The sequence below is a fragment of the Desulfovibrio sp. genome (assembly GCA_016208105.1).
Classification (GTDB): Bacteria; Desulfobacterota; Desulfovibrionia; order Desulfovibrionales; family Desulfovibrionaceae; genus Fundidesulfovibrio.
Window position 1 is genome coordinate 131,586 of sequence record JACQYS010000027.1, and the last position, 22,919, is coordinate 154,504.

General features: G+C 58.7%; 20 protein-coding genes and 2 tRNA genes. 7 read left to right on the forward strand and 15 right to left on the reverse strand.

What is annotated here, in order from left to right:
* Positions 1-26 precede the first annotated feature (26 nt).
* From HY795_17200 to HY795_17230, 7 genes are all read right to left on the reverse strand, one after another.
* Entirely contained in the window at positions 27-1,001 is a 975-nt protein-coding gene (locus tag HY795_17200) for a methionyl-tRNA formyltransferase (GenBank protein MBI4806957.1), read from the reverse strand.
* Positions 1,002-1,012: 11 nt separating this feature from the next.
* The gene (gene def, locus HY795_17205; protein ID MBI4806958.1) at positions 1,013-1,528 is read right to left on the reverse strand and encodes a peptide deformylase; all 516 of its coding nucleotides are present in this window, start codon (positions 1,526-1,528) and stop codon (positions 1,013-1,015) included.
* Positions 1,529-1,531: 3 nt separating this feature from the next.
* A complete protein-coding gene (gene aspS / locus HY795_17210; GenBank protein MBI4806959.1) occupies positions 1,532-3,355 on the reverse strand; it encodes an aspartate--tRNA ligase in 1,824 nt (607 codons plus the stop codon).
* Between the two features lie 19 nt (positions 3,356-3,374).
* On the reverse strand, positions 3,375-4,619 hold the full coding sequence (locus HY795_17215) for a histidine--tRNA ligase (GenBank protein MBI4806960.1): 1,245 nt from the start codon (positions 4,617-4,619) through the stop codon (positions 3,375-3,377).
* 63 nt (positions 4,620-4,682) lie between these two features.
* Positions 4,683-5,408 (reverse strand): methyltransferase domain-containing protein, encoded by a 726-nt coding sequence (locus HY795_17220; GenBank protein MBI4806961.1) that lies wholly within the window; start codon positions 5,406-5,408, stop codon positions 4,683-4,685.
* Positions 5,409-5,529: 121 nt separating this feature from the next.
* Positions 5,530-7,218 (reverse strand): glutamine--tRNA ligase/YqeY domain fusion protein, encoded by a 1,689-nt coding sequence (locus tag HY795_17225; protein MBI4806962.1) that lies wholly within the window; start codon positions 7,216-7,218, stop codon positions 5,530-5,532.
* Between the two features lie 142 nt (positions 7,219-7,360).
* Entirely contained in the window at positions 7,361-7,567 is a 207-nt protein-coding gene (locus HY795_17230; protein MBI4806963.1) for a Nif11-like leader peptide family natural product precursor, read from the reverse strand.
* Between the two features lie 122 nt (positions 7,568-7,689).
* Between HY795_17230 and HY795_17235 the strand changes: the two genes are divergently transcribed.
* Positions 7,690-8,292 (forward strand): methyltransferase domain-containing protein, encoded by a 603-nt coding sequence (locus HY795_17235; GenBank protein MBI4806964.1) that lies wholly within the window; start codon positions 7,690-7,692, stop codon positions 8,290-8,292.
* Positions 8,293-8,508: 216 nt separating this feature from the next.
* Here HY795_17235 and rlmN read toward each other — a convergent pair whose 3' ends face one another.
* The 6 genes from rlmN to HY795_17265 form a co-directional block, all read right to left on the reverse strand.
* Positions 8,509-9,621, reverse strand: coding sequence for a 23S rRNA (adenine(2503)-C(2))-methyltransferase RlmN (rlmN, locus tag HY795_17240; protein MBI4806965.1), 1,113 nt, complete (start codon positions 9,619-9,621; stop codon positions 8,509-8,511).
* On the reverse strand, positions 9,618-10,943 hold the full coding sequence (locus HY795_17245; protein MBI4806966.1) for an HD domain-containing protein: 1,326 nt from the start codon (positions 10,941-10,943) through the stop codon (positions 9,618-9,620). The genes rlmN and HY795_17245 overlap by 4 nt, the downstream gene beginning before the upstream one ends.
* A complete protein-coding gene (locus tag HY795_17250; GenBank protein ID MBI4806967.1) occupies positions 10,940-12,238 on the reverse strand; it encodes a dihydroorotase in 1,299 nt (432 codons plus the stop codon). Before HY795_17250 ends, HY795_17245 begins: the two co-directional genes overlap by 4 nt.
* Before the next feature lie 3 nt (positions 12,239-12,241).
* Positions 12,242-13,174: an aspartate carbamoyltransferase catalytic subunit gene (locus tag HY795_17255; GenBank protein ID MBI4806968.1), complete on the reverse strand. Its 933-nt coding sequence runs from the start codon at positions 13,172-13,174 to the stop codon at positions 12,242-12,244.
* Between the two features lie 69 nt (positions 13,175-13,243).
* Positions 13,244-14,368, reverse strand: coding sequence for an amidohydrolase family protein (locus HY795_17260; GenBank protein MBI4806969.1), 1,125 nt, complete (start codon positions 14,366-14,368; stop codon positions 13,244-13,246).
* Positions 14,361-15,380, reverse strand: coding sequence for a radical SAM protein (locus HY795_17265; protein ID MBI4806970.1), 1,020 nt, complete (start codon positions 15,378-15,380; stop codon positions 14,361-14,363). The genes HY795_17260 and HY795_17265 overlap by 8 nt, the downstream gene beginning before the upstream one ends.
* 114 nt (positions 15,381-15,494) lie before the next feature.
* Between HY795_17265 and HY795_17270 the strand changes: the two genes are divergently transcribed.
* Both HY795_17270 and HY795_17275 read left to right on the forward strand, forming a co-directional pair.
* Positions 15,495-15,914: an HIT family protein gene (locus HY795_17270; protein ID MBI4806971.1), complete on the forward strand. Its 420-nt coding sequence runs from the start codon at positions 15,495-15,497 to the stop codon at positions 15,912-15,914.
* A 25-nt stretch (positions 15,915-15,939) separates the two neighbouring features.
* Positions 15,940-16,242: an integration host factor subunit alpha gene (locus HY795_17275; protein MBI4806972.1), complete on the forward strand. Its 303-nt coding sequence runs from the start codon at positions 15,940-15,942 to the stop codon at positions 16,240-16,242.
* Between the two features lie 78 nt (positions 16,243-16,320).
* On the opposite strand, the gene HY795_17280 is transcribed toward HY795_17275, so the two are convergent.
* Positions 16,321-17,022, reverse strand: coding sequence for a septal ring lytic transglycosylase RlpA family protein (locus HY795_17280; protein ID MBI4806973.1), 702 nt, complete (start codon positions 17,020-17,022; stop codon positions 16,321-16,323).
* An 85-nt stretch (positions 17,023-17,107) separates the two neighbouring features.
* Between HY795_17280 and HY795_17285 the strand changes: the two genes are divergently transcribed.
* Positions 17,108-17,181, forward strand: a tRNA-Gln gene (locus HY795_17285).
* Positions 17,182-17,200: 19 nt separating this feature from the next.
* A tRNA-Glu gene (locus tag HY795_17290) sits at positions 17,201-17,278 on the forward strand.
* A gap of 107 nt (positions 17,279-17,385) precedes the next feature.
* On the opposite strand, the gene HY795_17295 is transcribed toward HY795_17290, so the two are convergent.
* A complete protein-coding gene (locus tag HY795_17295) occupies positions 17,386-18,504 on the reverse strand; it encodes a site-specific integrase (protein MBI4806974.1) in 1,119 nt (372 codons plus the stop codon).
* A gap of 273 nt (positions 18,505-18,777) precedes the next feature.
* Between HY795_17295 and HY795_17300 the strand changes: the two genes are divergently transcribed.
* Both HY795_17300 and HY795_17305 read left to right on the forward strand, forming a co-directional pair.
* Positions 18,778-19,602, forward strand: a complete 825-nt coding sequence (locus tag HY795_17300; protein ID MBI4806975.1) for a hypothetical protein — start codon at positions 18,778-18,780, stop codon at positions 19,600-19,602.
* 119 nt (positions 19,603-19,721) lie between these two features.
* On the forward strand, positions 19,722-22,844 hold the full coding sequence (locus HY795_17305; GenBank protein MBI4806976.1) for a hypothetical protein: 3,123 nt from the start codon (positions 19,722-19,724) through the stop codon (positions 22,842-22,844).
* The last annotated feature ends 75 nt before the right edge of the window (positions 22,845-22,919 follow it).

The following is a 22,919-nucleotide window of genomic DNA, read 5'->3' on the forward strand; positions in this document are numbered from 1 at the left end:
GCAACCTGAGGGCTTGGGACAAAAAATTATGAACTGATAAGATCATCAGGTGGCGGGCAGACGAGAGGTGCCCCAGGGTCGAGCTTGCTCAAATACCCGCAAGAGAATGCCGATGCATCCATGAAATTTTTACCGGACGGCTTTATCGAAGAGAGTCTATAGACCCCATCGACGCAGGCTATGCAAAGAGCCCCGCCAGAAAGCCCCAGGATTGTCCCTGGAGGCGTGTCAGAGGGAAGGCCATGCGAATAGACTCCAGGAAGCGTCTGGAGCCGAATATGGAGATTTCCGCCAGGAATGGACATGGTAAAGAAGGCGCCTGGTTTAGGGGACATGGCGCGTATCCGATTATGGACTTCCAAGACGGTCTGGTCCCATCGGATCAAGGTATCATCCTTTGTCAGTTTGGCGGCGTAAGTTGCCTGAGAGTCGACCTGAGGTTCAGGGGTAACCGGTCCATGCTCCAAAAGCGAGAGCGCCTCCAAGGCGAGTTGGCCGCCAAGTTCTGATAGGCGGTCGTGAACAGACCCAGCGGTTTCATCAGGACCGATGGAAATGGAACGCTTAAGAAGCATCGGCCCTGTATCCAGGCCGGTTTCCATGCGCATAATGGTGATGCCGGTTTCTAAAGCACCGTCGAGTATTGCCCTCTGTATGGGCGCAGCACCCCGATATTTGGGAAGAAGAGAAGCATGCACGTTCCAGGGGCCAAGCTTCGGAATATCGAGAACAGAGCTGGGCAGAATGAGCCCATAAGCAGCAACGAGAAGAACGTCGGGCTTAAGATCCTCTAGTTCGGCAACAGCGGCCGGATCCTTGAAGTTGAGCGGTTGGAACACCGACAGCCCGTGTTCCAAGGCAAGAACCTTAACCGGCGACGGGGTGCACTTGTGGCCGCGCCCGCAAGGCCGGTCCGGCTGGGAGTATACCCCCACGATTTCGTGGGACTTGGAAGCCAGAACTCTCGCCAGCGTGGTTGCGGCGAAGTCCGGGGTACCCATGAAGACGATTCTCAACCGTCAGCCTTCCTGGCCTTGAGCCATTTCTTGACCTTGTTGTCGTAGAGGGCGCGCTTCAAGCGGCTGATCCGGTCGATAAAGAGAACGCCATCCAGGTGGTCGATCTCGTGCTGAAGGCATACAGCCATGACATCGTCAGCGGCGATCTCGACCGGATTGCCGTCAAGATCCTTGGCCTTGACAACGACCTTCTCTGAGCGCTTCACCTTGGCCCGGAACTGAGCCACGGAAAGGCAGCCTTCTTCATCCTCGACTTCTCCCTCGCGGGAAACAATGACGGGATTGACCAGAAACCTGAGGTCTGTGCGCTCGTCAGGTCCGGACACATCCACAGCGATCAGGCGGCAACATTCACCGACCTGGGGCGCTGCCAAACCAATGCCGCGTTTCTCATACATGGCCTCGGCCATATCAAGGGCAAGCTGCTTGATCTCTGGGGTGATCTCCCCAATCTCAAGAGCCTTTTGGGAAAGAATGGGGTTAGGGTATTTAAGTATTTCGCGAGGCATAGACTAAGATTCATCCTTGACCGCGTTTTCCCTGAGCTTGATGCTCAGTTCGCGCAGCTGCTTGGTGGCCACGAAGCTGGGGGCTTCGGTCATAAGGCATGTGGCCTTCTGGGTTTTGGGGAATGCGATAACGTCGCGAATGGACTTGGCTCCTGCCATAAGCATGACCAGGCGGTCCAATCCGAAGGCGATGCCGCCATGCGGCGGGGCGCCAAACTGGAGGGCATTCAGGAGGAAGCTGAACTTGTCCTCGGCCTCTTTGGCGTCGATGCCAAGAGCCTCAAACATGGCGGACTGCTTGTCCAGGGTATGGTTCCTGATGGAGCCGCCCCCGATCTCGCTACCGTTGAGAACAAGGTCATAGGCGCGGGCCAAGGCTTTGGCGGGATCTGATTTAAGAACCTCCAGGTGGCCGTCCTTGGGCGAGGTGAAGGGGTGGTGCTTGGCAACCCAGCGCTTCTCTTCTGGATCGTATTCGAGCAAGGGAAAATCAGTGACCCAAAGGGGCTTGAAGACCTTGTCGTCAATGAGGCCAAGGCGTTCGCCCAGCTGAACGCGCAGGTTGCCCAGCGCGGCATTGACCATATCCGCGGCACCGGCCTGGAAGAAAACTATGTCGCCCACCTTGAGACCAAGGCGCTCTGCCAGGGCATTACGCTCTTCATCGGAGAAAAACTTGGCGATGGGGGACTGCCACTCGTTCTCGCGGATTTTAATCCAGGCCAAGCCCTGAGCTCCGTAAATCTTCACGAACTCGGTAAGATCGTCGATCTCCTTGCGAGACATGCTCTCGCCGCCTTCAACCTTGAGCCCTTTTACGAGCTCGGCCTTGGCGAACACCCTGAGCTCGCAGCCCCGGACGATGTCGGTCACGTCGGTGAGTTTCAAGCCGAAGCGGAGGTCAGGCTTGTCCAAGCCATAGTCACGTATTGCTTCGTCATACGTTATTCGCGGGAACGGGTTGGGAAGGGCGATGTCCAGGCATTCCTGGAACAAGGTGCGGACCATACCCTCGGCCATGTCCATGACCTGTTCCTCGTCCACGAAGCTCATTTCGATGTCGATCTGGGTGAATTCAGGCTGACGGTCAGCGCGAAGGTCCTCGTCGCGGAAACACTTGACGATCTGGTAGTAGCGCTCCATCCCGGCCACCATGAGCAGCTGCTTGAAAAGCTGCGGGGACTGGGGCAGGGCGAAGAACTGCCCCTGGTTCACCCGGCTTGGAACCAGGAAGTCGCGCGCCCCCTCTGGCGTGGACTTGGTGAGCATGGGGGTTTCCACTTCCAGAAAGCCGAGGCGGTCCAGATAGCGGCGCACGCTTTGGGCTGCCTTGGAGCGCAAGATGAAATTCTGGGCCAGCTTGGGGCGGCGAAGGTCCAGATAGCGGTATTTCAGGCGAAGGGCTTCGCCCGCGTCGATGCGGTCTTCTATTGTGAAGGGCGGAGTCTTGGAGGTGTTCAAAAGCTTCCAGTCGTTTACAACAACCTCAATTTCCCCGGTAACCATGTTGGGGTTGGCCATCCCCTCGGGACGCGGGCGTACGGTGCCCTTGATTGCCAGCACATACTCGGAGCGCACCACGTGGGCACGCTCGTGGGCTTCAGGTGCGTGGTCCGGGCTGAATACCACCTGGGTCAAGCCCTCCCGGTCGCGAAGGTCCACGAAGATGAGCCCTCCATGGTCGCGGCGAAATTGCACCCAGCCCATGAGGCAAATGTCTGCGCCTATGTCCTTGGCCGTCAGCTGGCAGCAATTGTGGGTCCGGCGCCAATCTCCAAGAGGGTCTGTGGCGCGGGAGGTCTCGTCGGGGGTCATAGTCTGGTCCATGAGGCGTGTGCTCCGATGGTTACTTGCGAAGATGTTCGATCAATGATGCCTGGGAAACAGTATCCTGGCTCCCGGCGCTCATGTTTTTGGCAACAACTGTTCCGGCTTCAAGCTCGGACTCACCGAGAATGAGGCAATAGCGGGCTCCGCTTTTTCCTGCCTGGCGCATCTGGCTTTTGGCGGACTTGGCAGCAAGAGCGCACTCTCCGGTATACCCAGCTGCGCGCAGGGTCTGGGCCAGAAGAAGTCCGGCATCAAGGGCCTTTTCACCGAGAACAGCCAGGTAAAAATCCAGAGGCACTGGGGCCTGTTCACCCAAGAGCAAAGCCAGGCGCTCCATGCCGCAGGCAAAGCCAACTCCAGGAAGGTCAGGGCCCCCCAAGTTGCGCACCAGGCCGTCATATCGCCCGCCCCCGGCCACGGCGGACTGCGAGCCGATCTTTCCGGAAGTCACCTCGAAGGTGGTGCGCACGTAGTAATCCAGGCCGCGTACAAGGCGGGGATTCAGAGTGTAGCCAAGTCCGCCGGCATCGAGTAGCCCGGTCACCGTAGCAAAATGATCCTTGCAGTCAGCGCATTGGAAATCCGAAATGAGCGGAGCGGAGCGGGTCAGCTCCTTGCATGCGGGCACCTTGCAGTCCAGCACGCGCAGGGGGTTGGTCAGCTTGCGGCGCATGCAGTCTTCACAGAGCTGGCCCGCGTCGAATCCCCGGAAGTAATCGTTGAGCGCCGCGTGATATGCCGGGCGGCACTCCGGACACCCCAGTGAGTTAAGTTCGAAATTGAGATCGGCAATGCCCAGGTCCGTAAGGAAATGGGCCAGCATAAAGAGCATTTCAGCATCAAGGTGGGCTGAAGCCGACCCCAGTGCCTCAACGTCGATCTGGTGGAACTGGCGCATCCGTCCCTTCTGGGGCCGCTCGTAGCGGAACATCGGCCCGGCGCACCAGAGCTTGGTCATCTCCTCCTGGGCATGCAGGCCGTTCTCCACATAGGCGCGAACCATCCCGGCCGTGGCCTCGGGACGCATGGTCAGCGAACGCCCCTTGCGGTCCGGGAAGGTGTACATTTCCTTGGAAACCACGTCGGTTTCCTCGCCGATGGAGCGTGAGAACAGTTCCGTACGTTCGAGCACAGGAAGGCGGGCCTCCCTGTAGCCATAGCGAGTGAAAACAGACCTGGCGGTGCGTTCAAGGTGTTCGAACGCCAGGGCCTGAGCGGGCAGAAGGTCCGCGAATCCTTTGATTTTCTGGATTTTTTCCATGAGAGATCCTTGGGCCGCAAGCGCCCGGCAAAAGAGGCCTGTTAGTCTCAACACCTTGACTTGTCAAAAGCTCTTTGTGGGCTGGGCTCCGGCGAAGGCCGCAATGGGGGTGAGCGGCGGTTCGGCGGTAAGATCAGCAGTAAAAGCGCAATAGGCCCCGATGGGTACGGGTAGCACCAGGCGCCCCAAACCCCAGAGAGGAAATCCTGTTCTCCAAGTCCAGTATGGACCGGGCAGGACGGAGCCTTCATGGATGGGGAGCAGACCCATGGCCGACCTGGCAAGGGAGCGCATGGACCAGGGCATGAACCAACGGGCTTGGCTCAGGAGTTTGTGATGCTTGGCCGAGAGACGGTAGAGGGAAAACCGGTTCACATAGCCTACGAGGATCCCTTTCCGGGCTACCCGGGCCGCTTCCATGAGCACTTGCCGAGGGTTCTCGACGAATTCGAGCAAGGTGAGCAGGGTGACGTAGTCGTAGCTGTCTGTATCGTAGGGCAGATGGTGGGCGTCGCCGAGGTTGAAATCCGCCTTGCCGCCAAGCCTTTCCCGAGCCGCTTCGAGCATCACAGGAGACTTGTCGAAGCCGGTGACGTCGAAACCGCCTCGGTGGAAGAATTCAAGGAAAAACCCCGGCCCGCAGCCGATCTCCAAAAGTGTACGCCCGCGTCTGGGCCAAGCCGATGTGAGCCATTCAAAGAGCCGGCACTCCTGCGCAAGAGCGTAAGCCCCAGGCGGCGAAGCCAGCCAGCGCTCGTAACGGTCCAGGTCGTGGCGGTCCCAAAGCATGATGCCTCCAGGGAGGATCGGTTGGAACGGTTTGGGCGTATGTTTATCCGGGGATCGCCTCCGGCGGCCAAAGGGCTTTGCCCTCTGGACACCCTCTACCGCTTCGCGTCCGTGCCAGGATCTAGGCCTTCTTCTCCTGCTTGGCCCAGGAATCCCGCAGACCAACGCTTCTATTGAACACCAGCCGATCCGGCCCGTGGTCGCGCCGGTCAGCCACGAAGTATCCCAGCCGTTCAAACTGGATGAACTGCTCGGGCTTGGCGGCCGTTAGGCTCGGTTCCACCGGGCAATTACGGATCACCTCCAGAGAGTGGGGATTGACGTAGTCCTTGAAATCCTTGCCGTCTTCCACGTCCATGGGGTCGGGCTTGGTGAAGAGCCGGTCGTAGAGGCGCACCTCGGCCCAGGCCGCGTGCATAGCGCTCACCCAGTGGATGGTTCCCTTGATCTTGCGCCCGTCCTGGGACCAGCCTCCCTTAGTGGCCGGGTCGTAGGTGCAGCGGATCTCCGTCACCTCACCCGTGGCCGGGTCCTTCACCACGTCCGTGCAGGTGATGTAATAGGCGTGGCGCAGCCGAACCTCTTTGCCGGGCGAAAGCCTGTGGTAGCCCTTGGGGGGCACTTCGCGGAAGTCGTCCTGCTCTATGTAGAGTTCGCGGCTGAAGGGGATGCGGCGTGTGCCCAATTCAGGCTTTTCGGGATGGTTGGGGCACTCGAAGATTTCCTCCTGGCCCTCGGGATAGTTGGTTATGACCACCTTAACCGGGCGCAGAACAGCCAGTGCTCTCGGGGCGCGATCGTTCAAATCCTCGCGCAGGCAGGCCTCCAGCATTTCGATTTCCACGGTGTTGGCCGCGCGGGCAACGCCAATGCGATCGGCAAACATGCGGATGGATTCCGGAGTGAACCCCCTTCGGCGCAATCCCTGGATGGTGGGCATGCGCGGGTCGTCCCAGCCAGTCACGTGGCCTTCGCTCACCAGTTGAATCAAGCGGCGTTTGCTGACTACCACGTAGGTCAGGTTCAAGCGGGCGAACTCGTACTGGCGCGGGCGGCTGGGTACGGGGAGGTTGTCCAGCACCCAGTCGTAGAGTTCCCGATTGTTCTCGAACTCCAGGGTGCAGATGGAGTGCGTGATGTGCTCCAGGGAGTCCGAAATGCAGTGGGTGAAGTCGTACATGGGGTAGATGCACCACTCGTCACCGGTGCGGTGGTGGTGGGCGTGGCGGATGCGGTAAAGGGTCGGGTCGCGCATGACCATGTTGGGCGAGGCCATGTCGATCTTGGCTCTCAGAACGCGCGAGCCGTCGGGAAATTCACCAGCTTTCATGCGCCGGAAGAGGTGCAGATTCTCATCAACCGTGCGGTCGCGGTAAGGGCTGTTGCTGCCCGGTTCGGTAAGGGTGCCACGGGTCTCGCGGATCTGCTCGGCGGTCTGGTCGTCCACGTAGGCCAGACCCTTCTGGATCAGCACCTCGGCGAATTCATAAAGTTTCCCGAAATAGTCCGAAGCGAAGTACATGCCGTCGCCCCACGAGAATCCAAGCCAAGTGACGTCGGCCTGGATGGAGTCCACGTACTCCTGTTCCTCTCTGGTGGGGTTCGTGTCGTCGAAACGGAGGTTGCAGGAACCGCCGAATTCCCCCGCGATGCCGAAATTAAGACAAATGGACTTGGCATGGCCCACATGGAGATAGCCATTTGGCTCGGGGGGGAAGCGGGTGTGCGGAACAGCGTGTTTCCCGCTTTGGATGTCCTCGGCCACGATGCTGCGTATGAAGTCCAGGTGTTCCTTGCCGGTATCACTCATGGCGGGGTCCTTTTTCACGTATTGGTCAAGCACCTAAAAATAGGGAAAAAGGAGAGCCCGGTCAAACCGGGGCGGTTTGACCTCCTGGTCATGATTCGCGCTGCCAGGCAGAACAAGACTTAAGCTGACCGGCAGGCAGGCTTCACTCCTTCTTGGGGAGTTGGTCGGTTCCGTGTTCTTCGTAAACCTCCTTCTGCGCCTCTTTGAATTCCTGTACGGTAAATTCGAATCCCATTTCCTTCAGATAGGCCCAGTTGGCGGCCGGATCGTCGCATTCATTCACGCGGCGGCGAAACTCGGGATCTTCTCGCATCCGCTTCATATATGCCTTGGCTGAGTCAATACTCATGTTTCACCTCTGTGTTCCGTGTCGGTAAGGCTAAGGTGTTTCGGAAAAAAGGCAACCTGGTCAGGCTATTTTGTCATATCAAGAAACTTGATTGGTCGATGCCTATACGATAGAGCACCCCTATGGATATAACACGTGAGCAGCGGGCGCAAATCACAGGCGCAATACGCGAAAAATACGAGAAAGTGGCGGCAGGCCTACCTGGGCAGTTCAACTACCCGACCGGTGTGAGCGGGTTGGCAGGATTAGGGTATGACAACTCCTGGTATGCCCACCTGCCGAAGCAGGTGCAGGAGTGTTTCTGCGGAGTGGGCAATCCCTTCGCCATGGGGATTCCCGGCCCTGGTTTCCGGGTGATAGATGTCGGGTGCGGGTGCGGGGTGGACACACTTATTGCCGCGAGCTTGGTTGGCCCCGGGGGGCAGGCTGTGGGGGTGGAGAGTTCCTCGGCCATGCTGGCCAAAGCCCAGGACAATGCCCGCTTGGCGGGAGTCGACAATGCGATTTTCCTGGATGGAAACGCGGAAACCCTGCCCCTCGAAGATTCCTCGTACGATCTGGTCATCTCAAGTGGCGTCTACAATCTGGTGATCGATAAGGCCAAGGCTCTGGCTGAAGCCCTCCGGGTGCTCAGACCCGGCGGGCGACTCCAGATAGCTGATCAGATGCTCATTGGGGCGGCGCCCATGTCAGCCGAAGACATGGTGGCCTCCTGGTTCACCTGAAAGGGCGGAGCCATTCCGGGAACGGCGTTCCTGGACATGCTTGGAAAGGCTGGGTTTTCCCAATCCAAGTGCCACGGAGAAAGCGGGTTCAAGAGTTCCCCCGTGACCATGGGAATGCTTTTTAGTGCTGTAAAACCTCTCTGATACGATTGCTGCCTACGGGGCGCAAAGAGGATCGAGAGTTGCCTTCCCGTCTCTCTTTGCGGGTACGGGGAATCAGCCTAAAGCCGGGCCCAGGGGAGAGCCTTGGCCGCCTGAGCCTCGATTCTCTCCATCAAGCTCATGTGCTGCCAGCAATTGGCCGCAGGCAGCGTAAATGTCTCGTCCCTTGCTCTTGCGCAGGGTGACGGTGATCCCCTTGTCCCACAGAATTTTCTGAAACGCTTCCACGTCGGCAGGGGCTGGTGTTTTGTACGGCAGTCCAGGCGACTCGTTGTAGGCTATCAGGTTGACCTTGCCCTTGATGTGAGAGAGCAGTCGGACAAGTTCCCTGGCCTGCTGGGGTGAGTCGTTCACACCTCCCAGCAACACGTATTCAAAGGTGATGGTCTCCCGGGGCTTGAGAGGAATCCGCTTGAGCAGTTCCAAAAGCTTGGGAAGTGGGAGGGCCTTGGCGGCCTTGGGCATGATCATTTCGCGCAGCTCCTGGGTGGGGGCGTGTAGGGACACGGCCAGCGCGGCTAGTCCTGAACGCCCGAATTCCAGTATCCCTGGGGATATGCCCACAGTGGACACGGTTATGCGGCGCGAAGAGAAATCCAGGCCTTGGGGATGGAGCAGAGATTCGATGGCCTGCAGAAGATTGTTGTAGTTTAGCAGGGGTTCGCCCATGCCCATGAACACGAGGTTGCGCAGGGAAAGCTTCGCCCCGGCCTCTGCCAGGTATGCCTTGGCCACCAGCACCTGGCTCAGAATCTCACCAGGGGTGAGGTTGCGCTGAAGGCCCATCTGCCCGGTGCGGCAGAAAGTGCATGCCATGGCGCATCCGGCCTGGGTGGACAGGCATTGGGTGAAGTGGGTCTTTTCGGGAATGAGAACCGTCTCGATGCTGGCCCCGCCTGGGAGATCGAGAAGAAATTTTACCGTGCCGTCCGAACTCACCAGCCGGGTGGATACCTGGGGCAGGTTGATGGAAGACGCCTCGGCCAGCCGGGCGCGGAGCGTCTTGGACAGGTTGGTCATCTCTGAAGGAGAGGCCGCCCCCTTCTGCCAAATCCATTGCCAGACCTGGCGAGCCCTGAAAGGGGGCTCGCCAAGGCCGACAACCAAATCTTCCAACTGATGAAAACTGAGATCAAGCAGGTTGGGCTTTGGACCGCCCTGGTTCATCCGGACAGCTGCTCCCTGGCGGAGTACTTTTTGACAAAATCAACAGCCTGCTCGACTCCCTGGACGTCGCCAGCGATCTGGGCCTGAAGCAGGGCGTCGCGAATAACACCCACGGCCGGACCGGGAGGAATGCCCAGGATGGTCATGATCTCCTTGCCGTTAAGAAGGGGTTCGAGCTCTTCCTCACGCACCTCGGTGCGGTCGAGCATCTTCATGTTGTGGTTGAATTCCTTGTAGTTGCCTCCGCGCGCCTTGATGTCCGCCCGGGCGTGTTCGATAAGCCTTGGGTATTCGTCCAAACTCTTGAAGCGGCGGATGCCCTTGTCCGTGAGCATGAAGTGGAAGCGCATATGGTGGCGCACCAGGTGACAGACTAGATCTATTTCGTCGTGGGCCATGCGCAATCCGCCCAGGAGACGGCGGGTCACCTTGGCACCTACCCGGTGGTGCTGGTGGAAGTTCCACTGCCCGTTGACAATCTCGGCGGTGTGCAGCTTTCCCACATCGTGGAAAAGGCAGGAGAGGGTTCCAAACCAGTCGTACGGCAGCTCTTCAGGGTAGTGCCGCATGACTGCCAGTGTGTGCTGGAAAACGGATTCCTCTTCAACATCATTCTTCTTCTGCTTTATGCGGGCCAGGGCCGCGATCTCAGGCAAGAGCCCGTGCAGGATCATGGCTTCATAGAGAAGCCGGACGAACACATGCATGTTCTCAGCTTCCACCTTGCGCCATTCGTCCATGATGTCCGAGACCGGAACATAGTCCAGCACCCGTTGCCCGGCGCGCAGGATGGCCATCCAGGAGTTCGGGCCGATGGGCAGGCCGAAGTTTGCGGAGAAGCGCATGGCTCGGATGGCCCGGAGATAGTCCTGGCGCAGGGTCTGGTCCTGGATGCCCTTGAAGCGGATGACACCTGAGGAGAAATCCGCGAAGCCGTCCTGAGGGTCCTCGGTGCGAGGCAGATAAGGGCAAGCCAGGTTGGGAGGCAGCTCTTCCGTTTCGGTGAGCTTCTTGGCCAGGCGAGTGGTCAGGCGGACAAGACATTCTTCAGGGTGGGAGGCCTCGGCGGTATCGGTGTGGTAGAAGTGCAGAAGAGATTCGCCTTCCTTCAATTGGGCGAAGGCTTCGCCACGTTCCGGGCCCACGGTGGGGAAAAGCTTCTGAAGCTCTTCGAAATCGGCATCCGTGCAGATATCGACTTCCTGGAGGGTGCCTCTTTCCATGAAGGTCTGCTGGAGCCTGGCGTTTATCACATAGGCGTCGTAGCCGTTGCGTATGATGGCCTTGCAAATGCCAACCGCGTCTTTGAAAGACTGGTTCATGAACTCTCCCGAGTAAGCAGCGTGTTTTTCCCGGCCACGTAGACGGATTTGACCAGACCGGTCAGCTCCCGTCCGAGAAGGGGGGTATTCTTGCCCTTGGATACCAGCGACTGGGCGGTGACGGTCCACCTGGCCGCAGGGTCGAAAAGGATGAAATCAGCAGGGTCGCCTTCCTGGAAACGGTTGAGGGGCAGGGCGAATATCTCGGCCGGGCGCACGCACCAGGCCGAAACCAGTGCTTTGGCTGAAAGCTCACCGCGAGCCACCAGTCCCCAGGTCACTGACAGGGCTGTTTCCAGGCCTGAAATGCCGTTTGGCGCCTCATCGAAAGGAGTCTCCTTCTCGTGGGCGGCATGGGGAGCGTGGTCTGTGGCCAGGGCGTCGATGGTTCCATCCTCCAGCGCGGCCAGCAGGGCTCGCTGGTCTTCGCGCGTGCGCAACGGAGGGTTGACCTTGGCGTTGGTGTCGTAGGTCTCGCAGGCTTCGTCCGTTAATATCAGGTAATGAGGGCAGGTTTCAGCTGTAACTGGGGCACCCTTGGCCTTGGCCTGGCGGATAACGTCCACGCTCATTTTGCTGGAGATATGCGCAAGATGGATGGGCACGCCCAAGTATTCGGCCAGGAGGCAGTCCCGGGCAACCTGTATGGCCTCGCCAGCGCAAGGATGACCGCGGAGTCCCAGGCGGGCGCTGACTACGCCTTCGTTTATTCCGGAGGCAGGGGCCAGGTGAGGGTCCTCACAATGGTCGATGACCGGTATGCCCAGGTCAGATGCGTACTCAAGCGCGCGCCGGAAAAGCTCGGTGTCCGCAACGGGCCTGCCGTCGTTGGAAAAGGCCTTGCATCCGGCAGCCTTGAGCTCCTCCATGGGGGCCAGGGTTTTGCCTTCAAGCCCCACAGTCAAGGCTCCCACCGGAAACAGGCGGGGTCCCTTGGGATGAGACCGCGCGGCCTTGTCCAGCATTGTCTCGGTTATGCTAGCCTGGTCGTTGACCGGGTCGGTGTTGGCCATGCACATCACGTTGACGAAACCGCCCTTGGCCGCTGCGGCCAGACCGGTGGCGATGGTTTCCTTCCATTCCTGGCCAGGTTCGCGAAGATGCACATGCACGTCGGTGAGGCCTGGCAAAAGGAGCAAGCCTGATGCGTCAACACTCTTGGCGCTTTCAGGCAATGGTCTGGACCCGGTGGGTACCAGGGCCAGGACACGCCCCTTGGCCACGAAAAGGTCCACGCTTGCCTGGGGATTGTCGGCCAGGGCCGCGGAGCGCACCACGAGATCAGCTTGGGACATGGGCTACTCCTTGCGTTCCTTGCGGGTGAGATAGAGGTGCAGAAGGGCCATGCGCACATCAACGCCCGAAGCGACCTGATCGAGGATGAGGCTTTCGTGCGCGTCGGCCAGGTCGGAAGCGATTTCCCAGCCGCGGTTTATGGGGCCCGGATGCAGCACCACGGCGTGCTTGGCCGCCTTGGAGAGCCGGGGGATGGTCATGCAGAAGCGCCGGGAATACTCCCGGACGTCGGGGAGAAGCCCGGCCTGCTGGCGTTCAAGCTGCAGGCGCAAGCACATTATGGCGTCCACGCCGCGAACGGCTTCGTCCAGGTCGGAAAAGACAGGAACATTCCAGTTTGAAACAGCGTAGGGGAGCAATGTCTTCGGAGCGCACAGGCGAACCTTGGCGCCGAGCAGGGTGAGCAGACGCACGTTGGAACGCGCCACCCGGCTGTGGGCTATATCGCCCAGGATAAGGACTGTTTTACCCTGAACGTCGCCCCAGCGTTCGGTGAGGGTGAAGGCGTCCAGCAGGGCCTGGGTGGGGTGGGCGTGCCATCCGTCTCCAGCGTTGATCACGGCGCACTCCAGACGTTCGGCGATGAACTGGGCCGCGCCGCTCATGTTGTGGCGCATGACGATGGCGTCAGGCTTCATTGCCTGGAGCGTGAGCACCGTATCCTTGAGGGATTCGCCTTTGACCAGGGAACTGCCGCTTTTTTGCAAAGAAAAAGTGTCCGCGGAGAGACGCTTGCCCGCGACATCAAAACTGGTTTTGGTGCGGGTTGAGGGTTCGGCGAAAAAGAGGATGACGGATTTGCCCTTGAGGATGGGCACTTTTTTCACGGGCCTGGAATTGATCTCCTGAAACGACTTGGCCGCCCGGAGAATTTCCACGGCATCGGCCCTGGAGAGCTGGGAGACATCCAGAAGATCCTTGTGTGGCCAGGTCATATGGCTCCTTGGGATGGGTGATGGCCGGTGTATACGCGCGCGGTATTTTCCATACCTTTCCTTGCCGCGTCAATCGCGCAGTGCGGCTTCGAGGTCGGCCGGCAGGATTGCAAATCGTGGAGCCGCTCCGGGGAACAATCCTCCCAGATGATCAAACCCGAGGACCCGGGCCGGCGCTGAAGTCACCAGAGTCAGGGCTTCAACTTCGGTGAGCGAAATAAATGCCAGCAACGCCCGGAGTTCTTCCCAGAGATCAAGGTCAGGGGCCGAAGCCAGGGAGTCCGTTCCCAGGCAGCAGGGCACTCCAGCGTCCAGAAACATTCTTGCCTTGGCGCGGCCGGAGCCGATTATTTCGTTGGAGCGCGGGCAAAGACAGACGGTCACCCCCCGCCTGGCCAGGAGTTCCGCTTCTCGGCTGGTTACATGCACCGCATGAACAGCAAGGGTCCGGTTGTCCAGAAGGCCCAACGCGTCTGCCCAGGCCACGGGCGAAAGCCCTGGGTGGATGAATTCTTGCGGGAGTATCCGCTGGCGCATGAAGTCGGCAAAGTCGCCGGTTCCGGTAGCCAGGAGATCAATTTCGCCGGCATGTTCCGCCAGGTGGATCGAGAAAGCTTTGCCGTGGGCCGTGTCCCACTGTTTGGCCGCTTGGAGCGAATCCGGTCGCGTGGAGTAAAGGGAGTGTCCTGCCAGACTCAACTTCCCGGTAACGACTACGGGCAGAGCATTGTCTTCGTGGTAGCCGAAGCGTTCATGCTGAATGATATAATCGATTCCCCTGGCGTCCAGGCCTGCGGCAACGAGGCCAGGGTTGCGGCTGGTGATGTCCGCCACGGCGGCGGTACCGCAGGCGGCGAGTTGATCGGCCGCAGAGGCAATTGATGCGGAGTCAGCTGCGGCAACAGGCTGCGCGATGAGCCAGCGCACCCACGGCAGGAATCCTTCACCGCGCATAGGCGGCAGGCCTATATGGGAAAGCTCCAGGTGGGTGTGGGCGTTTACGAGCCCGGGCAAGAGGGTCACTTCGCCCAGGTCTCGGACATCGGCCGGAGAGAGGTTCTTCATCTCGTTCCACGTGCCGACCGCCGCAATCCGGCCCTGGTGAACGGCCACGGCTCCGTTTGGGACAATCTCCTTGCCGGGAACCATGGTGGCCACCCTGCGGGCCCTTAGCGTATACGATTCGTCATTCATGATGGCGTACGAAAAGTAAAAGGTCTTCCCTGTTCTCGAAGAGAACGCAATCTCTGCTCAGTCCGAGAGTCTCATACACGGATTCCAGTTCTTTGGCATGCCCCCAGAATTCGCCGCTCAAACGCTCTGGAAGGGCCAGGGACTTGGCTTGCCGGCCTTTCAGCCGGGAGGTTATCTCCATGAGTAGGGCTTGAGCTCGAACCATGGAACCCAAAGCAGGGTGCCGTGGCCCAGCCAGCACGGCTTCCTCAAGAGCGGGCTCGAACGCGAGCCCTATTCGGGCAACCGAAATTCCAGCCCTCCACAAGCAGAGCACTGCCTCGGCCAGCTCCTTAACGGTGGTTTCCAAGGACCAGGGAGCGAAGACTCCTACACGATAGAGCGGTTCAAGGCCCGTACCGGCCAGCACGAGGCAGGGGTGCAGACGGACCATGTCCGGCTTGATGGCCACACACTCGGCGATGTCTTTGCCGAAGGCCTCAGTGCTGTGCCCGGGCAGACTCGGCAGCAGCTGCAGCCCAAGGCGCAGCCCAGCAGCTCTGATCCGCTCACAGGCCTCGCGGGTGTCCTGGCCGGTGTGCCCGCGGCACGCGGTTTTGAGAACCGCCTCGTCAAAGGTTTGCACTCCCAGTTCAACCATGTCCAGGCCCATGGAAACCAGACGCTTTAAGAGCGCCTCATCCGTGGCGTCCGGCCTGGTGGAACAGCGTATCGCACTGACGACGTCAAGATGTTTGTACCTTGCTGCGACTTCAAGGAAGGCTAGGATCCATTTTTCTGGAAGAGCGGTAAATGTGCCGCCATAGAAAGCGAGTTCAACCGGGGGACCCTCCTGGGCTTTTGCCAAGTCGCGGACCATGGAGTCGAAGGCCTGCTGGATATTTGCCTGGGGACGGCCCGTCTGCAGATGTTGGGCGCAAAAAATACAATGTCCCTCGCATCCGGCCTGAGGTGTGAAAACCGGCAGTATCCGGTGCTTGACGACCTTTGGCGCCGGGTGAAGGAACCTCATTGGTGCCAAAGGTGCGGAAACTTTTTCACTTCCCTCTTGCAAAAAAAATTCTCCCGCGCTACCAGCTGGTTATATGGGCTAGGCCGTCAAGCGTAACCCGGTTCTGAGGATACAATGAAAGAGAGCGACTGCCTATTCTGTAAAATCGTCAGGGGAGAGATCCCCTGTGCCAAGGTTTTTGAAACAAACACGGTGCTTGCCTTCCTGGATATCGCCCCCATCAACAAGGGCCATACCCTGGTTATCCCGAAGGCGCACCACGAGAACATTTGGGACCTGCCTTCCTCGCTCGCGCCTGACCTTACGGACGTGATAAAAAAAGTCGGACAGGCGCTCAAGGATGGTCTCGGCGCACAGGGCATGAACCTGGGAATGAACAACGGTGCCGCTGCGGGACAATTGGTGCTTCATGCCCATTGGCATCTGATCCCAAGGTTCGGGGACGACGGACTCAGCCTGTGGCCCCAGAAAAGCTACTCGGACCAGGAAGAGATGAACCGGACGGCGCGTTCCATCTCTGATTCAATTCGCTAACCCCTCGACGCTCTCGGAGGACGCCATGAGTGGGAAGACGCTCACGAAAGCTGACATAGTCGACTACATCTACGAGAAAACCGAGAAAAACAGGGCCGAAGTCAAAGTCCTGGTAGACAACCTGCTCGACATCATGAAGCAGGCTGTCAAAAAAGACAATTCGCTGCTTATCTCGGGTTTCGGCAAGTTTGACGCCTACGACAAACGGGCTCGCAAGGGTCGCAACCCGCAGACCAGCGACTCCATTGTCCTTCCTCCCCGCAAGGTTGTGGTTTTCCGCCTGTCCCGCAAGTTCAGGGCGGAATTAAACCCCGACGAGGTGCTGTAAGCCCGTCTCTCCCGGCTGTTGGGATGGCGCCCCTCGGGACGCCTCCCACTTGCCATGGAACGCCAGACATCTCGTAGGTTATTGGGCCAACACGAACGCATCGGGAAATTCGACGGAAAGAACCTCCTGGACGGCCTTGGCTTCGTCCAGCGTTGCGAATGTACCTGCCTGGACCCTCCAGAGGTTCTGCCCGCTCTGGGGGCCTTCCTGTGTGCGCGTCTGAGAGTAGCCGCGAAGAAACATCCGGGCTGCAAGACGTTCTGCGTTATCGCGTACGGCAAACGCTCCCACTTGTACGAAGAAGGGGCCGGGCAACTGTCCATCGGTCATGCCGGGAACATCCCCTTCCGTGGCGAGCCGGACCCTGGCGCTCCCCTTCCCGTAAAAGCCCAATGCTTTGGCTCCTTCCGGAGTGAGGTCGATGCAGCGCCCGGAAACGAACGGGCCCCGGTCGTTCACCCGAACGGTAACTTCCTTGCCGTTCTCGATGTTCGTCACCCGCAGCATGCTGTTCATGGGGAGCACCTTGTGGGCGCAGGTGAGATCTCCGGAGCGAAGACGTTCCCCATTTGCCGTGATTTTTCCAGAGAACCACCCAGGTTCGTACCAGGAGGCGTACCCTTCCTCCCTGAAGCCTGCGGCACTGGGCAGGGGATGGTAAGTCTTACCCTTGATGGTGTAGGGGCGCTGAGTGCCTTTTCCGGCACCACGTGGCGTGTGGGACGCGCAGGACGCGGCCAAGAGGACCGCAAGAAGTACTGAAAGAACCCGAATCCACATGGATCATGACTAGGGCAAAGAAAAAATACGCGCAAGTTGGTTGACAACTACGCCGTAACTGGCCTAACACCTCTGCTCCGCGAGCTGGGGGATCGTCTAGCGGCAGGACTATGGACTCTGACTCCATCAACCTAGGTTCGAATCCTAGTCCCCCAGCCAAATAGTTTTTTTGTATTGCGTCCCCATCGTCTAGCCTGGTCCAGGACACCGGCCTTTCACGCCGATAACAGGGGTTCAAATCCCCTTGGGGACGCCAAATGATTCTAAGAGGTTACTGAGAGAGTGGCCTCATTTGCTAGAGGTGGATATCCCCGCTGGATATCCCCAGACCCCCGGTGCGGCTACACCGGGGGTTTTTTAGTTTTAAGCTTCAGCACTCTTACGCGGGAGCACCATAACTTTTGCGGGGCCGCGATTCCCAAGAGCGTCTTCCAATGCTTCCTTGGCGGCATCCAGCCCAAGGTCGCGGAGGTATATCTCCGTTGTCCTGGGACTCTTGTGCCTGAGGATGCGCTGAATGACGCTAACGGGGTAGCCACGGTGATAGAGGATCGTTGCTGTCAGGTGTCTAATAGCGTGGAATCCAAACCTAGGTATCCCGGCTCGCTCGCAGAGACGGCGCATGAACTGAAGGCGTTTCCTGAAGGGGTTGCCGTAGTGCTCCACACAGAAGGGGGTTCTTTCCAGGCAGACGAAAACGTACGGCGTATCTTTTATTGGCCGATCTTCCCACCAGTGAAGCAACTCGGCCTTCAGTTCCGCAGCGAGTGGAACCCAGTCCTGCTCGAGGTTCCCGCCTTGGCGCTTTCTGGTCCAGAGCCTGACGCGGTTGTTGGGGAAATCCACATCGGACCACTTCAGCTTGAAGACTTCCCCCCTACGAGCCGCCAGAAAGAGAAAGGTCATAAGCATCAGTCGATCCTGGCCATCTACCGAGTCCAGAACCTTGTCGAAGTTCTCAACAGGAGGAACATATCTGGGTTTTTGCACCTCCGGGAATTTTTCCACCGTTAGGATGGGGTTCCCGTCCGGAAATCCGGCGAGGTACTTCCTACCCCAGTTCCAGGCGGTGGCAAGGTTCTTACGGTCCTTGTTGGCCGCGCTGCCTGATCTCTGCTTGGCCTGCACCATCAGGTGCTGGAAGACCTTGGGTACCGTAAGCGTCTCTACGGCGCTTGCCGATGGAGCGGTCCGCATGAGTTCCTGGAAGGCCTTCACCTTTTCCTTGTACGTGATTGGGGCGTGACGGTCTTTGGCGTAGTCCAGGTATCGGTTGGCCCAGTTGAGTAGGGTCAAGGAGGTTGTGGCGGTTGGCATCGTCGCCATCCGTCTTTTTTTCTCCTCTTCCCAGGCCACCGCTTTGCGGTACTCTGGACCGCCTTGTGGTCCGGTTCCGAACCACTTGCTGGCTACCACTTTCTTGTCCAACTTCACCTGGCCGCGCCAACGAAGTTCGCCCCGGCGCTTGCATAATGCTGGCATCGAGTATCTCCTTGATTCTGCTTTCAAAGAACCACAGGTGTCCCGGGATGACCTCGACACCGCCAAGACGATCAGCGTATTTTCTGACCGTCCTGGGGTCAATGCCGAGCATCTCGGCAACTTGTTTCGGTGTCATCGGGCGTTCGGTCATACCTGAGGTCTTCCAAGCTTGTTCTCGCGGGGCTTCCCCCACGGTGCTTAAGCGTATTAGAAGAAGGCACGGCGGCTGTTCATGAGGGTTTAGTCAGTTGTTAATCTCCAGGAGGGCAGACAGTGACGGATGAGGAGAGAAATTTCAGGCACAGGGAGTTTTGGCTCTGGGAGTTTGTCCGCCGGAACGTGGGATATCGGCGTGACTACGACGCTTTCGTCCAAATCTGGGAGCAGTTCACTCCCATCAAAAACTACCGCAGGGGAGATATCTTCGCCACTTTGGTGACACTTCAGGGTCTCGCGAACCTGGATTTAGTGGAGCCAACCAAGCGGGACAAGATTCACGCCCACTTCCCGAGCATCACCACGGCAATAAGCGGGTTTGCTGAAAAATATGGCCGTAGCCCGAAGGATTATACTGAGGGTCACGAGGCGGAGGAGATTCTTGTGGCACTCCTTGCGGGTGACGAGTCCATTCTCGACAATTACACAGATTATGAACAACGCCCCGTGGCAACCGAGCATGAGGAACTCGGCAGCGGCAAGGTACAGTTGGTGATAGACCTCGGTAGGAACCTGGACATGATCTTAAAGGAGGTTACGGCCATCTACTATGACTGCAAATATCAGGACCCAGAGGCAAAACTACGCCGGGAGATAGGCCAAGCACGGGAAGAATGTGTTCGGCAAGCGATCAAAGAGCAAGGCGGCCGACTGCGGGCGGCCAACCTCCCGAGGGCCTGCGGACTATGTATATACGACCAGCAAGTGGCCAATCCAGGAGAATCACTTCATGCCATCACGAAGCAGTTTCTCGACAAATTCGAGGCTCAGTTGGGGCTGATCCCTGGGCAGCGCTCGTTGTTCGATGTCAAACGCCTATCCGATCTGTACAAGGTGATCCAATCTTCGGTGGACCAGATTCAGTTCAAGCCGTTGACCTAAAGAAACATTCCTCCTCCGGAGATTATCGTCTCAACTAACCTCCCGTTATTTTCACGCACGCTCCTGAGAAGAGAAGCGTCACGCTCCCTAGGGAGCGAATAACTTCTCCGGAGGAAGCAATGAAGCTTCATCAATTTCTTACGGCGCTTTGGGGATCACCGCCCCCTCAAGGAGCGCTCAACATCTGGCGCAAGGCGGACAAATCAACCCAGAGCTTTGCCCTGCCAGACGAATTCGCGCAGATTGGCTCGCTTATTCAACAAACAGGCACAAGCCCCAACGATTTGTATCATCAGGTAGGGCTCCAAGCGCAAAAGACAGGCGCAGCCAGTCGCGGCACCGCCGATACCTGCGTAGCTATCCCCGGTTTCTGGATGGACATAGACATCCTGGGCTCTGGGCATAAGGCAACAGAACTCCCACCCGACCAAGACGCGGCCATGGCTCTTCTTGATGAGTTCCCTCTGCCCCCGTCGCTGATCATCCACAGTGGGGGTGGGCTCCAGGTGTATTGGCTCTTCTCCTCTCCGTGGGTATTCGCGTCCCAAGCGGACCGCGATGAGGCTCAGTCGCTCTCCAAGAACACGCAGGCGGCCCTGCTGAAATTAGCACAAGGCCATGGATGGAAGCTGGATAACACCAGCGATCTAGTTCGCTTGCTCCGCATCCCTGGCACCTTCAACGCGAAGGACCCGTCTAACCTGCGTGAAGTACGTGTCCTTTGCTACGAACCAGAGCGTCGTTACACTCCAGAGGACTTCGAGCAGTTCGTTCCGGTAGCTAGTCCAGTGTGTGCCGCAACAACACAAGTCCCCACGGTAGTTGTGCCGCGCCCGGCATCACTGCTTTCCCCGTCTGCGGATGGCAAGTTGATCCTTGAGCATTGTGCCTGGATGGCCCACTGTCGCGATGACGCAGCTTCCCTCCCTGAACCTGAGTGGTATGCCATGCTCTCCGTTGTAGCGGCTTGCGAGAATGGCCGCGAATTCGCTCATGCGCTCAGCAGCCCTCACTCGGGATACAGCCAGTCTGAGACCGACAGGAAGTTCGAGCACGCAAGGATCACCGCTGGCCCTCGCACCTGCGACAATATTCGCACCCAACTCAATGGCGCGGCCTACTGTGATGCCTGCGTCTTCTCGGATTTCGTGAAAAGCCCCGTCGTGTTGGGGAGCAATCCGGATAGGACCAAAGCCCTTCTTGACGTCGCGAGCGGGCTCACGGCTGTCCATGTCAACCCGGCGAGCGCCTTCAACGAGGATTTTGTGGCGGCCATGGCCATGATGTCTAGGCAGGACCCGGCGCTTTTCAGCAAAGTCCGGGCGGTTCTTGCGAAAATGGGCGTGGCAGTTCGTAGGCTGGACCAGATGATTCAGGCTCATGCGGCCCACGCTTCTCACTACCTGATCCAGGGGGGCGAACTATACTTTGACCGTGGTAGCGGGATCACCACCAAAATCGCTAATTTCGTGGCAGAGATCACTGAGGAAGAAGCTCATGATGACGGCCTGACCGTAAACCGCAGCTACCGAATTCGAGGCACGGCAGCTGACGGCTCCCTGCTAGGTGACATCTCCATCCCTTGCGCCGATTATCCGGCTATGACCTGGGTGGATGAGCAGTTCGGGCATCGCGCCATCATCACTCCGAACTGCCAGGCGCATATGGTGGCTGCAATCAAGTACCTCAGCCTCAACAAGTGCGTCCCGTCCAAGACAGTGTTTAAGCACACGGGTTGGCGCAACGACAAGGGCGTGTGGCGTTTTTTAACAGGTTCCGGAGCCCTCGGTGTCCATGGCCTTGATACCTCCGTGGTGGTCGATGTTGGATCGTGGGCGTCTGCCTACGCCCTGCCAGATGTTCCAGCTAACCAGCCGCAACTCCACGATGCCATGGCAAAGGCTGAAGGCCTGCTTGGCTTTCTCCCTGCCCCACTGGCCTACGCCCTGTTCAGCGCCGTGTTTCGTGCTCCTCTCGCGGAGGTCTCTCCAGTGGACTTCTCGCTTTACCTTGAGGGTAAAACCGGGAGCTTCAAATCCGAGTGCGCCGCAGTCATGCTCGGCTTCTTTGGACCGCAGTTCCATGGCAAGAGTCTGCCGGGGAGTTGGTCCAGTACGGACAACGCCCTCGTTCTCCAGGCCTTCACCTTGAAGGACATCCCTTTTGTGGTTGATGACTTCAACCCTGTGGGAACCCTGCAGGATGTAAACGCATGGCATAGGAAAGCGGACAGAGTGTTCCGTGCTCAAGGAAACCTAGCTCCCAGGGGCCGCATGAATCAAGGTGGTTCCATGAGACCTATGACTCCCCCGCGCGGCATGATCGTCTCCACCGGTGAGGACCTGCCTAACGGTCATAGCCTCCAGGCTCGCTTGGTTATCCTACACCTCAAGCCCGGCGATGTGGATAAGACGGCTTTGAGCGCCCTCCAGGTTCATCGTGGCAATGGGCTGCTGGCCAGTGTCATGGCTGCTTTCATCCAGCACCTCGCGGGCCAGATGGGTACGCTCCCTGGTCAATTGAAGACTCTCTTCGCGCAGCTACGCGCGGAGGCGGCAAGTAAGATCAACGCGCACACCCGTACCCCGGACAACATTGCCAGCCTGGCGATTGGATACCAGATGTACCTTGAGTTCGCCGTGCAGGTGGGCTTCATCCAGGCGCACGAGAAGCAAGTCCGTTGGGAAAAGGGCTGGCAGGCGCTGATTGATCTTGGCGCGAGCCAGGGTGGCAACCTCCAGGATGAGGACCCCATTGAACGCTTCGGCGATCTCCTGGCGTCTGCTATTCTAGGCGGCCACGGACATCTTCAGGACAAGCAAGGCAATCAGCCGTCTTCACCCCAGACCCAAGGTTGGCGAAATCATGGTGACCAGACATCTCCCTCCTGGATTCCCCAAGGTCCTCTGGTGGGCTACATCGACGGTAACGATCTGTATCTACTGGCTGACAACGCATTTGCTGCCGTCCAGCAGCTCGCCAGGACGCAGGGAGGAGCATACCCGCTCAGCAAAGCAGGATTGATCCGCCGCCTCAAGGACGCGGGAAAAATCGTGAGCCATGACTCCAATCTGAACACCGTCCGCCTGTCTATGGGCACGGGCCGTGTACGTGTCCTCCACGTACACGCCGCTATGATCGGTGTAGGTACGCTCCAGACGCAGCCCGTAGCTCAGGTTAACAGCCCGTTGATTTTTACGGATTTCCTGGGGCAACTCCGAACATCACAGCTCCGGGGATGATTTCTCCCTCGGCATCTTGAACAATTACCACCAGAGCCAGCCAGTAGCAGCCGCCGAATTGTGTGGTGAGGAGCC